This window comes from Sphingopyxis sp. MG, from assembly GCF_002953155.1.
Lineage (GTDB): Bacteria > Pseudomonadota > Alphaproteobacteria > Sphingomonadales > Sphingomonadaceae > Sphingopyxis > Sphingopyxis granuli.
Genome location: NZ_CP026381.1, coordinates 274,386 through 288,086 on the forward strand (window position 1 = coordinate 274,386; position 13,701 = coordinate 288,086).

Sequence of the window (13,701 nt, forward strand, 5' to 3'; positions counted from 1 at the left end):
ATGAAGCGTCACGCAAACATCTCGCTACGGGCGCTGCTGTGCGCGTCGGTCTTCGGTGGGGTGCTGCCCGCCGCGGCGGCCGCGCAGGACATCACGATCGACGATGCGCGGACAACGCAGGTCGGTCTGGGCGCCGGAGAGACGGTGACGATCACCGAGACCGGCAGCATCACCACGGCCGGCAGGGTGATCAACCTGTCCACGACCGGGACCGGCACCGCGACCCTCGTCAACCGGGGGCGGATCGAGTCGACATCAACCACTACCCTGACCAGCACCATCGGGCCGGCCTCCCCGATAAGCCTGAACCTGACCAACGAAGCCGGCGCATCAATCACGGGCGCGCGTGCCGTCTATTTCACCACCGGCGAACTGATCAACCGCGGCACGATCGCATCGACGATGACGGGAACCTCGACCGGCGATGCGATCAACGCCGGGCAGGACTCGATCGTGCGACTGGAGTCGGGGAGCGTCACCTCGGCAAGTTCCGCCACGACCGGGGCCAGCTATGCGGTGAATTTCACCGGCGGCGGCAACAGCATCTACATCGATACGGGCGCCACGGTGAACGGCACGATCCGGGCCGCAACCGGCGGTGTGGGCGCCAATCGTGTCTATCTGACCGGCACCGGCACCCAGACGCTGGGGCCGATCTCGGGTTTCAACGGCTATTACATCGATTCCGGCGACTGGACGGTGACCAGCTCGATCACCGCCGCGGCCGAAGGCAGCACCATCGCGGAGGGTGCGACGCTGCGCTGGGGCAACGGCGGCGCGACCGGCAGCATCAGTGGCAACGTCGTCAACAATGGCCGGCTGATCGTCAACCGCACGAACCAGGTGGTCGGCTTCACCACCGCGTCGATCACCGGCACCGGCCAGCTGATCGTCGATTCGCCCGGCGCCGCCGGCGGCCTGACGCTGCGCGCGCCGGGGACGAGCTACAGCGGCGACACCATCGTCAAGAATGGCACGTTCAGCGGCGTTGCGACCAATGCGATGTCGGCGAGTTCCGAGGTGGTTCTCGAGAGCGCCGGCATTCTCGACATCGTCACGGGCTTCGATCAGGAGATCGGCGGTCTGTCGGGCGTCGGGGCGACGAACATCAACGGCGCGGCGCTCACCCTCGGCGGCAAGGGAACGAGCACCAGCTATACCGGCGCCTTCGCCGGTGACGGATCGCTGACCAAGATCGGCGCCGGGACGTTCACCTATGACGGCACCGGCGCGCTCGGCGGCGGCGTCACCGTGCGTGGCGGCGGTTTGCTCCTCGACGGCACCCTCACCAGCGATCTGCTCGTCGAAAATGGCGGCCAACTTGGTGGCACCGGCTCGCTCGCCGGCAATGCGATTGTCAACGGTACGCTCGCGGGCCTGTCAGGGCAGACGCTGACACTGCAGTCGCTCCAGCTCGGCGCCGGTTCGACCGTCGCGGCGACGCTGGGAAGCGAAAGCGCGCCGGTGCTGTTCGACGTGCTGGGCGACCTGACGCTCGACGGCGCGCTGACCGTGACGCCGGCGACCGATTTCGGGGCGGGCCTCTACCGGATCTTCTCCTATGGCGGGACGCTGACCGATAACGGGCTCGACGTCGGACCTCTCGGCAGCGGCACGAGCGGCGCGTTGCAGACCGTGACCGCCGGTGAGGTCAATCTGATCGTGTCCACCGGTTCGACGCTTTCGGATATCCAGTTCTGGAATGGAACGAAGGTGGCGGGCGACGGCACCATCGCGGGCGGCGACGGCGTGTGGAGCGCCGACGGACGGACCAACTGGACCGACCTCGACGGCGCATCGACCGAAGCCTGGGGCGGCCGCTTCGCGGTGTTCACCGGTCCGGCCGGAACGGTCACGATCGATGACGCCGCCGGTGCGATTTCGACCTCGGGCCTCCAGTTCGTCAGCGATGGCTATCGTGTCGAGGGCGATCCGCTAACGCTGGCCGGTGCGACCGATGTGCGTGTCGGTGACGGCACGGCGGCTGGCGCAACGACCTCCGCGACGATCGCATCCAACATCACCGGCAGCGGCAGCCTGGTCAAGCAGGACCTCGGCACGCTGATCCTCGCGGGCGCGAATGACCATGCCGGCGGCACGCGGATCGCGGGTGGCACGCTGCGGATCGACGCCGGCGGATCGCTCGCCACGACCGGGGCAACGCCCGCGGTCGGCATCGTCGCCTCGACACCGGCGAGCACGGTGACGCTCGTCAATGCGGGGCGGATCACCGCGAGCGATCGGGCCGTCGACGCCGCGACGGGTACGACGCTGTCGCTGCTCAACGAAAGCGGCGGGGTGATCGAGGGCGCGTCGGGCGTCTATCTGGATGCCGGCGAGGTCACCAACCGCGGTTCGATCACCGCGACGGCCGGCGATGCCATCCAGGCGGCGGCCGGCTCGACGGTGCGGCTCGAAGCGGGCAGCACGACCGCCTTCACCGGCAGCGGCACCAATTATGCCGTCAATTTCCTCGGCGGGTCGAACAATCTCTATCTCGACACCGGTGCGACGGTGACCGGCCAGATTCGCGGCGCGTCGGCGGCCGGGTCGGGCCCCGATCGCGTCTATCTGAACGGCACGGGTTCGGCGGTGCTGCCCAGCATGACCAATTTCGAGGGATATTATTTCCAGTCGGGCGACTGGACCGTGACCGCGTCCTTCCTCGCCACCGCCGAAGGCAGCACGATCGACGAAGGCGCCACGCTGCGCTGGGGCAATGGCGGAACGACGGGCAGCATCAGCGGCCAGATCACCAACAATGGCCGGCTGATCGTCAACCGCACGAACCAGGTGGTCGGCTTCACCACCGCGCCGATTACCGGCACCGGCCAGCTGATCGTCGATTCGCCGGGCGCGACGGGCGGCCTGACGCTGCGCGCGCCCGGCACCACCTATAGCGGCGACACCATCGTCGAGAACGGCAAATTCAGCGGCGTTGCGACCAATGCGATGTCTGCGGCTTCCGAGGTCGTTCTAAAAAGCGCCGGCATGCTCGACATCGTCGCGGGCTTCGACCAGGAGATCGGCGGCCTGTCGGGCGTCGGCGCGACCAACATCAACGGCGCCGCGCTCACCCTCGGCGGCAAGGGGACGAGCACCAGCTATACCGGTGCCTTCGCCGGCGATGGATCGCTGATCAAGGTCGGCGCCGGGACGTTCACCTATGGCGGCACCGGTGCGCTCGGCGGCGGCGTCACCGTGCGCGGCGGCGGCCTGCTCCTCAATGGCAATCTGACTGGCGATCTGCTCGTAGAGAGCGGCGGCCGACTTGGCGGCACCGGCACGCTGGCAGGAAATGCGGTCATCGACGGCACGCTGGCCGGCCTTTCCGGACAGACGCTGACGTTGCAATCGCTCGTCCTCGGTACGAACGCCACGGTCGCCGCGACGCTGGGAAGCGAAAGCGCGCCGGTGCTGTTCGACGTGCTGGGCGATCTGACGCTCGACGGCACGCTGGCCGTGACGCCGGCGACCGATTTCGGTGCCGGTCTCTATCGGATCTTCTCCTACGGCGGCACGCTGACCGACAACGGGCTCGACGTCGGGCCCCTCGGCAGCGGCACGAGCGGCGCGTTGCAGACCGCGACAACTGGTCAGGTCAATCTGGTCGTGTCCACCGGTTCGACGGTTTCGGATATCCAGTTCTGGAATGGAACGAAAACCGCGGGCGACGGCATCATCGCGGGCGGCGACGGCGTGTGGAGCCCCGGGCCCGCCACCAACTGGACCGACCTCGACGGCGTATCGACCGAAGCCTGGGGCGGCCGCTTCGCGGTGTTCGCCGGTTCGGCCGGAACGGTCACGGTCGACGATGACGCGGGCGCGATCGCACCCGCCGGCATGCAGTTCGTCAGCAGCGGCTATCGCATCGAGGGCGACCCGCTGTCGCTGACCGGCGCGGTCGACGTGCGCGTCGGCGACGGCACCGCGGCCGGCGCGGCGACCAGCGCGACGATCGCATCGAACCTTACCGGCGCGGGCAGCCTGGTGAAGCGGGATCTGGGCACGCTGACCCTGACCGGCGCGAACAATCATGCCGGGGGCACGCGGATCGCCGACGGCACGCTGCGGATCGATGCGGGCGGATCGCTCGCCACGACCGGCACGACGCCGGCGGTCGGCATCGTCGCCTCGACACCGGCGAGCACGGTGACGCTCGTCAATGCGGGACGGATCACCGCGAGCGATCGGGCCATCGATGCCGCGGCGGGAACGACGCTGTCGCTGCTCAACGAAAGCGGCGGGGTGATCGAGGGCGCGTCGGGCGTCTATCTGGATGCGGGCGAGGTCATCAACCGCGGTTCGATCACCGCCACCAACGGCGATGCCATCCAGGCGGCGGCGGGTTCGACGGTGCGGCTGGAAGCTGGCAGCACCACCGCCTTCACCGGCAGCGGCACCAACTATGCCGTCAATTTCCTCGGCGGATCGAACAACCTCTATATCGACACCGGCGCGACGGTGACGGGGCAAATTCGCGGGGCCTCGGCCACCGGATCGGGACCCGACCGCGTCTATCTGACGGGCAGTGGCTCGGCCATTCTGCCCAGCATGACCAATTTCGAGGGCTATTATTTCCAGTCCGGCGACTGGACCGTGACCGCATCCTTCGTCGCCACCGCCGAGGGCAGCACGATCGACGCGGGCGCCACGCTGCGCTGGGGCAATGGCGGCACGACGGGCAGCGTCAGCGGCCAGGTCACCAACAACGGCCGGCTGATCATCAACCGCACGAACCAGGTGGTGGCCTTCACCACCGCGCCGATCACCGGCACCGGCCAGCTGATCGTCGATTCGCCCGGTGCCGCCGGCGGCCTGACGCTGCGCGCTCCGGGCACGACCTACAGCGGCGACACCATCGTCAGGAACGGCACGTTCCGCGGCGGCGCAACGAACGCGATGTCGGCGAATTCCGAGGTCGTCCTCGAAAGCGCCGGTATCCTCGATATCATCACCGGCTTCGATCAGGAGATCGGCGGTCTGTCGGGTGTTGGCGCCACCAACATCAACGGCGCCGCGCTCACCCTCGGCGGAACGGGGCTCAGCACCAGCTATACCGGCGCGCTGTCGGGTGACGGCTCGCTCGTCAAGACCGGCACCGGGACGCTGACCTATGGCGGCACCGGCGCGCTCGGCGGCGGTATCACCGTGCGCGGCGGCGGCTTGCTGGTCGACGGCAATCTGACGAGCGACGTCCTCGTCGAAGCCGGCGCATCGCTGGGCGGTGCCGGCCTGCTGGCGGGGAATGTGGTCGTCGACGGCACGCTCGCCGGCCTGTCCGGCCAGACGCTGACGCTGCAGGCGCTTGAACTCGGCGCAGGTTCGACCGTCGCGGCGACACTGGGAAGCGAAAGTGCCCCGACCCTGTTCGAGGTGCTCGGCGACCTGACGCTCGACGGCACCCTCGCAGTCACCCCGGATACCGGCTTCGGCGCCGGCCTCTATCGGATCTTCGCCTATGGCGGCGCGCTGACCGACAACGGACTCGACGTCGATCCGCTGGGCGCCGGCATTACGGGGACGGTCCAGACCTCGGTCACCGGTCAGGTCAATCTGGTCGTCGACGACGGCAGCGGCCTTTCTTCCATTCAGTTCTGGAACGGGACGAAGACCGCGGGCGACGGCACCATCGCGGGCGGCGACGGCGTGTGGAGCGCCGGAAGCGGCAGCAACTGGACCGACTCCGACGGCGCTTCGAGCGAAGCCTGGGGCGGACGCTTCGCCGTGTTCGACGGCGCGGCCGGAACGGTCACGATCGACAATGCCGCGGGCGCGGTGTCGGCGACCGGCATCCAGTTCGCGACCGACGGCTATCGCGTCGAAGGCGACCCGCTGACGCTGGCGGGCGCGGTCGACGTGCGCGTCGGCGACGGCACCGCGGGCGGTGCTTCGACCCGCGCGACCATCGCCTCCAATCTCACCGGCACGGGCAGCCTTGCCAAGCAGGACCTCGGCACGCTGATCCTGACCGGCGCGAACGATTATACGGGCGGCACGCGCATCCTGGCGGGCACGCTGCAGATCGGCGCGGGCGGCACCAGCGGGGCGCTGCCCGGCAACGTCCTGATCGGCGGCGGCACGCTGGCCTTCGACCGGTCGGACGATATCGGCTATGGCGGCACGATCACCGGTCAGGGGCAGCTGCGCCAGCAGGGCACCGGCACCCTGACGTTGACGGCCGATTCCTCGGCCTTCACCGGAACCACGACCGTCGATGCGGGGCAATTGCGCGTCAACGGCGCGCTGGGCGGAACCGCGATCGCGGCCGCCGGCGGGCTGCTGGGCGGCACCGGGCGGCTCGGCGACATCGTCGTCCGCAGCGGCGGGACGCTGGCCCCGGGCAACAGCATCGGGCTGCTGACCGCGCGCTCGGCGACGTTCGAGGCGGGATCGGTGTTCGCGGTCGAGGTGAACCCCGACGGCACCGCCGACCTGCTGCGCACCACGGGGCAGGTCGTGATCGACGGCGGCACGGTCGAGGTGCTGGCCGGTGCCGGCAATTATGCGATCACCAGCGATTACACGCTGATCGAGGCCGCCGGCGGGGTAGTCCGCGGCGGCGCCTCCAACGGGTTCGAGGGGGTGACGACGAACCTCGCCTTCCTGACGCCGACGCTGGGCTATTCGGCCAATGCGGTGACGCTGAACCTGACGCGCAACGACGTCGATTTCACCGACGTCGCGGCGACCGCCAACCAGCGCTCGGTCGCTTCGGCCATCCAGTCGGCGGGCCTGGGCAGCGCGCTGTACGACGCGGTGCTCTATCTCGACGGCGCCGGGGCGCGCGGCGCCTTCGACCTCGCATCGGGGGAGATCCACGCTTCGGTCCGCACCGCGATGGTCGAGGATCTGCGCCGGCCGCGCGCCGCCGTGATGCAGCGGCTCGGCACCGCGCCCGACGGGCTGGGAATGTGGCTCCAGGGCTTCACCAGCCGCGGCGACAACCGCGACCGCCCGAATGCTGCGCGCATCGAGCGCCAGACCAACGGCATCATCGGCGGGATCGACGTCGGCGACGCGGATGCGCGAGGCGGCCTGGCCATCGGCTATGGCAGCAACGACATCACCGGCGCGGCCCGGGCGAGCAGCGCCCGTGCGAAATCGCTGCACGTCATGGCCTATGGCGGCGCGCGGCTGGCCGGGCTGCGGCTGAGCGTCGGCGCCGGCTATTCGGACGTCGATGTGGACAGCGAGCGCGCTCCGGCGTTCGGCGGTCTCTCGGGCAATCATACGGCCAGCTATGGCGGCAGCGTGCTGCACGGCTTCGCCGATGTCGGCCTGCCGCTGGCGCTTGGTGGCGGCAGTGTCGAACCCTTTGCGGGAATCGCCCATGTCGAGGCGCGGACCAAGGCGTTCACCGAAACGGGCGCCGGGCCGCTCGCCCTCGCCGCCGATCGCGCCAAGGACGGCTTCACGCTGTCGACCCTTGGGCTGCGCGCCGAGACCTCGGCGACCGGTCCGCTGGCGGTGCGCGCCTCGGCCGCGTGGCAGCATGGTTTCGGGACCATCGCCCCGGTGTCGAACCTGCGCTTTGCCGGCGGCACCGCGGCGCCGTTCCGCGTGGCGGGGGCCGCAATCGCGCGGGACGCCGCGGTTCTGGACGTCGATCTGATGTGGCGTCTTACGGACAAGATGCGCTTCAGCCTCGGCTATTCGGGCCAGCTCGGCGCGAATGTCCAGGATCACGCCGGCACGGTCTCGCTGGGCTTCGTCTTCTGACGCGGCGGTTCGCGGCGTCCGCCTTCCGGGGCGGCGCCGCGAACCCGTTCGCCCGCCTCATCGGGGGCGGGCATGATTGGAGAGAATGATGACGGCTCCCCCCCTTTCGGCGTCGCGCTGCGCCGATTCCCTCGTCTTCACCTCGGGCCAGCTTGCCCGCGGCGATGACGGCGCGATCGTGCCGGGCGGCATCGAGGCGCAGGCCGAGCGTGCGCTGGCCAATCTCGTCCGCGTCCTGGCGAGCGAGGGATGCACGCCGCGCGACGTGGTGAAAGTCACCGCCTGGCTGACCGACGCCCGCCATGGCGCGGCGTTCAATGCGGCCTATGTGCGCGTGTTCGGGGACCCCTATCCGGCCCGGTCGACGGTGGTTTCGGCGCTGCTCGCGCCCGATGCGCTGGTCGAGGTCGAAGCGGTCGCCAAACGACCATGACCGCGAAAGCCGTTGGTCCCGTGCTGCTGCAGGGCTACAGAGGGGGCATGCGGTTTCGTCAGATTGAAGTCTTCCATGCGGTCTATACCCATGGATCGATCAGCGCCGCGGCACGTGTGCTGGGCGTGTCGCAACCCTCTGTTTCCAAGACCTTGCGCCATGCCGAGGACAATCTGGGCTTCCAATTGTTCCAGCTCGCGCGCGGGCGCCTGATCCCGACCGACGAGGCGCATGCACTGATTCGCGAAGCCGGGGATATCTTCGACCGGCTGGCCTCGCTGCAGCAGACCGCGCGCAACCTGTCGCAGGCGGGGGGCGGCCATATCCGCCTGGGTATCGTGCCCAGCCTCGCGCTCGACGTCATCCCGCAGGCGATGGCGCAGTTCCGGCGCGACTGGCCGCGCGTCACCTTCGAAGTGCATACCCACCATCACGACGATCTCGTCCGCTCGCTGATCGAGCGCGAGACCGATCTGGCGATCGTCTATACCCCGCCGCCGCATCCGCGGCTGACGAGCGCCGTGCTGGCGCAGGGGGAGCTTGTCGCCTTCGCGCCCGCGCAGGCCTTCGGCGATGTCGGGGACCGCCTGCCGCTCGATCAGCTGGCCGACCGCGATCTGATCGGCGTCGCCGCGACGGGACCGATCGGCGATGTGCTGACCCGCGCCGCACTGGAACGCGGCATCGCCTATCGCGAGGCGGTGTCGGTGCAGACCTTCTTCATCGCGGCGCGCCTCGCCCAGCTCGAAGGCGGCGTGACCGTAGTCGACGAATTCACCGCGCGCGCGTCGCAATCGCCCGACTTCAACTGGTTCCGGACCGACCCGCCGCTCGAATTCACCATTTCCTGGGTGACGCTGGAGGATCGCCAGCCGTCGAAGGTCGTCCGCCAGTTCCTCCGCACCTTCAGCGACGTCCTGGAAGCCGTCCGCGACACCGGTTCATAGCTTCGGGCTATACCAGCCGCAAAGGTTGCCGCTTTGCGGTCGGCGCCGGTTCGACAATCATCCCCGCGAACAAGCGGCTCCGCTTCGCGGGCGCGCTGGCATGGGGGATGGAATCAAATAGATGCGCGCGGAATTTCGTCTGGGCGAGGCCTCGGCAACGGCACCGCGGGACCTGATCGTGATCGGTGCCGGGGTCGTCGGCATGGCGACCGCGCTGACGCTCGCCGACCGCGGTCACCGGGTCACCCTGATCGACCGCGCCGAAGGGCCGGGTCGCGGGACGTCCTTCGCCAATGGCGCACAGCTCAGCTATGCCTATACCGACGCGCTCGCGAGTCCCTCGACCATCGCGCAATTCCCCTGGCTGCTGCTGTCGCGCGATCCGGCCTTCCGCTTTTCTCCGCGGCTCGACCTCGATTATCTGCGCTGGAATCTCGCCTTCCTGCGCAACGGCAGCGCCGGCCGCTTTCGCCGCAACACGCTGGAGGGGTTGGCGCTCGCCTTCCTGTCGCGCCGCGCCCTGCACGCGCTGGTGCGGCGGCACGCGATCGATTTCGCGCACGATCGGCCGGGCAAGATCATCGTCTATCGCTCGGCCAAGAGTTTCGCGGCGGCGCAGACGCTTCTCTCCGACAAGATGGCGGCCGGCGCCGAACAGACCGTAATCGACCCCGACCGGGCCGTCGCGATCGAACCGGCGCTCGAATCGATCCGCGCCTCGATCGTCGGGGCGATCCACACCGCGGGCGAGGAGGTCGGCGATCCCTATCGCTTCTGCACGGGTGCGCAGGCGGCGCTGGCGGCTCGGGGAGGCTTCGCCAGCCTTTATGACACCGCCATCGACCGCATCGACGCGAGCTGGCGCCGCCCGGCGGTGATCGCCGGCGGCCGGCGGATCGAGGCCGACCATATCATCCTGTGCGCCGGCATGGCGTCGGTGGGCCTTGCGCGCAGCGTCGGCGTCCGCCTGCCGGTCATGCCGATGAAGGGGTATTCGATCACGGCGCAGCCGGGCGAGGGGGCGCCGCGCGTCAGCATCACCGATTCGGCCAATCGCGTCGTTTTCGCGCGGCTCGGAGACAGGATGCGGATCGCCGGCCTTGCCGATCTCGGCCGCCGCGACGCGGCGGTCGACCCCGCGCGCCTCGCCGCGCTGGTACGGAGCGCGCGGGCCGCGCTGCCCGCGGCCGCGGATTATGACCGGATCGAATCGAGCTGGGCGGGCCTTCGTCCGATGACGCCCGATTCGCTTCCGATCACCCGGCTGATTGCGCCGGGCGTGATCGCCAACACGGGGCATGGGGCGCTTGGCTGGACCTATGCGGCGGGTTCGGCCGAACGCGTCGCCGCCATCGTCGAAGGCGGGGGCTGAGCGGTGGCGGCGCGAAACGAGGACAGAGCGGCCGGATAAGGACGCCGACCCACCGTTCCCGCCGATCCACTGGGGCGGGAACGGTGGGAACTTGTGACAGGGTATGACAAGAGGTCGCTCGGCACGACCATGAAGGGAGCGGGCCGCAAAGGATGGAACAGATGACGGAAACTTCGCAGCCGGCCCCCCGACCGACGGAGGCATCGCCCGGGGTGCTGCGCCGCGCCTGCGGCTGGTGGTTCGGCGTCGCTCTGTGGAAGCGCATCCTCGCCGCACTCGTCCTCGGCGCGATCCTCGGGCTCGTCTGGGGTGAGGACGCGACCTCGATCGCGTGGATCGGCGAACTTTTCGTGCGGTTGATCCGCATGCTGGTCATTCCGCTCGTCTTCCTGACCATTGCTTCGGGCGTCGCCGCGCTCGCCGATCCCAAGCGCCTCGGCAGCATCGGGGTGAAAACGCTCGGCATGTATGTCTTCACCACCGCGCTTGCGGTGATGACCGGCCTTATCGTTGCGACGCTGATCGCGCCGGGGGCGGGGGCGAGTTTTGCCGGCGCGGTTCCGCGCGTCGTCGCCGAGCCGCAGGACACGGCGCGCATGTTCATGGAGATCGTGCCCGACAATCCGATCGGCGCGATGGCGAACGGCTCCACGCTGTCGGTGATCTTCTTCGCCGTCCTTGTCGGTGCGGGGGTCATCGCCGCGGGCAAGGAGGCCGAACCGGTGCGCAACCTGCTCGCGGGCGGTGCGGAGGTGATGCTACGCATCGTCGGCTTCGTAATGGAAACCGCGCCCTTCGGCGTTTTCGCGCTGATCGCGGTGGTGATGGGCACGACGGGCCCGACGAGCTTCCTCGCGGTGCTCAAGCTCGGCCTCTGCGTCGTCGTGGGATCGGCGATCGTGACGCTGGTCATCCATGGCGGCATCGTCGTGCGGCTGCTCGCCTGGCTGCCGCCCCTACCTTTCTTTCGCGGCATCGCCGATGCGATCATGGTCGGCTTTTCGACCTCGTCGAGCAGCGCGACGCTGCCTGTCGCGATTCGCGTCGCCGAACGCAACCTGGGCGTATCGCCCCCGGTCGCCTCGACCGTGCTGCCGCTCGGCGCCACCATCGGCATGGACGGCGCCGCCATGTATGTCGCGATGCTGACGCTTTTCGCCGCGCAGGCATTCGGCGTCGATCTGAGCCTCGCCGATTATCTCGTCATCGCCGGCACGACGACGATCGTCGCGATGGGGGTCGCGCCGGTGCCCTCGGGCTCGCTTTTCGTGCTCGCGGCCGTGCTTCATGCGATCGGCATCACGCCGGAGCAGACCGCGATCGTCGTCGGCTTCGTCCTGCCCTTCGACCGCATCCTCGACATGATCCGCACCATCCCCAACGTCACCTCCGACCTGTCGATCGCCACCGCCGTCGCACGCTGGGAAAAGGAAATGGACGTGCGCGAATATCTTTCCGCCGACGACGAATGAGGCCGATCATGCCCTTTCGCCGCCCGATCGGCGCCGTTTTCGGCACCATGATCCGCGGCTCGATTCTCGCCGCCGCGGCGCTGCTCGCGGCCTGTGCGCCCGCGTCGCCGCCGCCGCAATCGGCGGCATCGCCGGCGGGCGAGCAGGCGGCGCGGCAGGCGTTCGTGGCGGCTGCCCACCCGCTCGCGGTCGAGGCCGGCCTCGACGTGCTGCGGCGCGGCGGCAATGCGGTCGACGCAGCGGTTGCCGTCCAGGCGATGCTCGGGCTCGTCGAACCGCAAAGCTCGGGGCTCGGCGGCGGCGCCTTCATGGTCCATTACGACGCGGCGACGAAGGCGGTCACCGTCTATGACGGGCGCGAGGTCGCACCTGCCGGTGCCACGCCCGACATGTTCCTGGACGATGGCGGCAAGCCGCTTCCGTTCCAGACCGCCGTGCTCAGCGGCCGCGCCACCGGCGTTCCCGGCGCGGTCGCGATGCTCGCGATGGCGCAGAAGGCGCGCGGAAAGCTGGGCTGGTCCGATCTGTTCGGCGGGACAGAGCGGGTCGCGCGCGAAGGCTTCACGGTGACGAAGCGGCTCGAACGCTTCGTCCACGGCCCCTATCCGCAGGCGGGCGCTCCCGACGTCCTGCGCTATTTCCGCGACGGGCACGGCGGCAAGGTCCGCGCTGGCGATACGCTGAAGAATCCCGCCTATGCGGCGTTCGTCCACCGTCTGGCGGTGGAAGGTCCGAATGCCCTCTATCGCGGCGAGACCGCGCGGCGCATCGTCGCGCGGCTGCACGAGGGCACGCTCGCCGGCAGCATGACCGAGGCCGACCTCGCCGCCTACAGGCCCGTCGTGCGGCAGGCGCTGTGCGGCAACTACCGTGTCTATGTCCTCTGCGTGCCGCCGCCGCCCTCGAGCGGGGTGGGCCTGCTCCAGCTGATGGCGATGGTCGAGCGTACCGACATCGCCGCGCGCGGCCCCGGCGACCCGGTGGCGTGGGTGAAATATGCCGAGGCGAGCCGGCTGATGTATGCCGATCGCGACGCCTATGTCGGCGACGTTGCGAACGTGCCCGTCCGGGGGCTGCTCGATCCCGCCTATGTCGCGGCGCGCGCGGCGCTGATCGGCGACCGTGCCGGCCCCGCGCCGGAGGCGGGGCATCCGCCGGGGGCAGCGGCGATGCGCATCGATGCGACGGCCGAGGTTCCTGGCACCTCGCATTTCGTGATCGTCGACGGCGACGGCAATGCGGTGTCGATGACGACGACGGTCGAAAGCTTCTTCGGTTCGGGCCGCATGGTCGACGGCTTCTTCCTCAACAACCAGATGACCGATTTCTCTTTCGTGCCCAGCGGCCCCAATGCCATCGCGCCGGGCAAGCGGCCGCGTTCGTCGATGACCCCGACGATCATCCTCGACCGCGACCGCCGGCTTGCGGGCGCGATCGGTTCGCCGGGCGGCAATGCGATCCTCGCTTATGTGTCGAAGGCGCTGATCGGCGCGATCGACTGGCATCTGCCGCTCGACCAGGCGTTCGCGCTGCCCAATCTCGTCGCGCGCGGGCCCGGTTTTGCCGGAGAGGAAAGCCGTTTCGCGCCCGCGCTGCGCGCGGCGATGGCGGCGCGCGGCGTCGCGGTGCGCGCCGGGTCGGGCGAGGATTCGGGGCTGCACGGCGTCCTGATCCGCGACGGCCGTTTCGAGGGCGCGGCCGATCACCGCCGCGACGGCGTCGCGCGCACGATCGACCTCCCGCTTCATCATTGAT

6 protein-coding genes are annotated in these 13,701 nt (G+C 69.5%); all 6 read left to right on the plus strand.

Annotated elements, in window-relative coordinates; all coding sequences use genetic code 11:
* On the plus strand, window positions 1-7,722 hold the full coding sequence (locus C3E99_RS01295) for an autotransporter-associated beta strand repeat-containing protein (RefSeq protein WP_104959312.1): 7,722 nt from the start codon (window positions 1-3) through the stop codon (window positions 7,720-7,722).
* An 88-nt stretch (window positions 7,723-7,810) separates the two neighbouring features.
* Window positions 7,811-8,155: a RidA family protein gene (locus tag C3E99_RS01300; RefSeq protein ID WP_083675188.1), complete on the plus strand. Its 345-nt coding sequence runs from the start codon at window positions 7,811-7,813 to the stop codon at window positions 8,153-8,155.
* 47 nt (window positions 8,156-8,202) lie between these two features.
* Window positions 8,203-9,102, plus strand: a complete 900-nt coding sequence (locus C3E99_RS01305; RefSeq protein ID WP_076073925.1) for a LysR family transcriptional regulator — start codon at window positions 8,203-8,205, stop codon at window positions 9,100-9,102.
* A 121-nt stretch (window positions 9,103-9,223) separates the two neighbouring features.
* Window positions 9,224-10,474, plus strand: coding sequence for an FAD-dependent oxidoreductase (locus C3E99_RS01310; protein ID WP_104959313.1), 1,251 nt, complete (start codon window positions 9,224-9,226; stop codon window positions 10,472-10,474).
* A gap of 161 nt (window positions 10,475-10,635) precedes the next feature.
* Window positions 10,636-11,946, plus strand: coding sequence for a dicarboxylate/amino acid:cation symporter (locus C3E99_RS01315; RefSeq protein WP_083675189.1), 1,311 nt, complete (start codon window positions 10,636-10,638; stop codon window positions 11,944-11,946).
* An 8-nt stretch (window positions 11,947-11,954) separates the two neighbouring features.
* Entirely contained in the window at window positions 11,955-13,700 is a 1,746-nt protein-coding gene (locus C3E99_RS01320) for a gamma-glutamyltransferase family protein (RefSeq protein WP_104960276.1), read from the plus strand.
* The last annotated feature ends 1 nt before the right edge of the window (window position 13,701 follow it).

What these genes read in the sequence shown, in the direction of transcription:
- C3E99_RS01295 (WP_104959312.1), top strand. Translation starts at nt 1, where the DNA reads ATGAAGCGTCACGCAAACATCTCGCTACGGGCGCTGCTGTGCGCGTCG.
- C3E99_RS01300 (WP_083675188.1), top strand. Translation starts at nt 7,811, where the DNA reads ATGACGGCTCCCCCCCTTTCGGCGTCGCGCTGCGCCGATTCCCTCGTC.
- C3E99_RS01305 (WP_076073925.1), top strand. Translation starts at nt 8,203, where the DNA reads ATGCGGTTTCGTCAGATTGAAGTCTTCCATGCGGTCTATACCCATGGA.
- C3E99_RS01310 (WP_104959313.1), top strand. Translation starts at nt 9,224, where the DNA reads ATGCGCGCGGAATTTCGTCTGGGCGAGGCCTCGGCAACGGCACCGCGG.
- C3E99_RS01315 (WP_083675189.1), top strand. Translation starts at nt 10,636, where the DNA reads ATGACGGAAACTTCGCAGCCGGCCCCCCGACCGACGGAGGCATCGCCC.
- C3E99_RS01320 (WP_104960276.1), top strand. Translation starts at nt 11,955, where the DNA reads ATGCCCTTTCGCCGCCCGATCGGCGCCGTTTTCGGCACCATGATCCGC.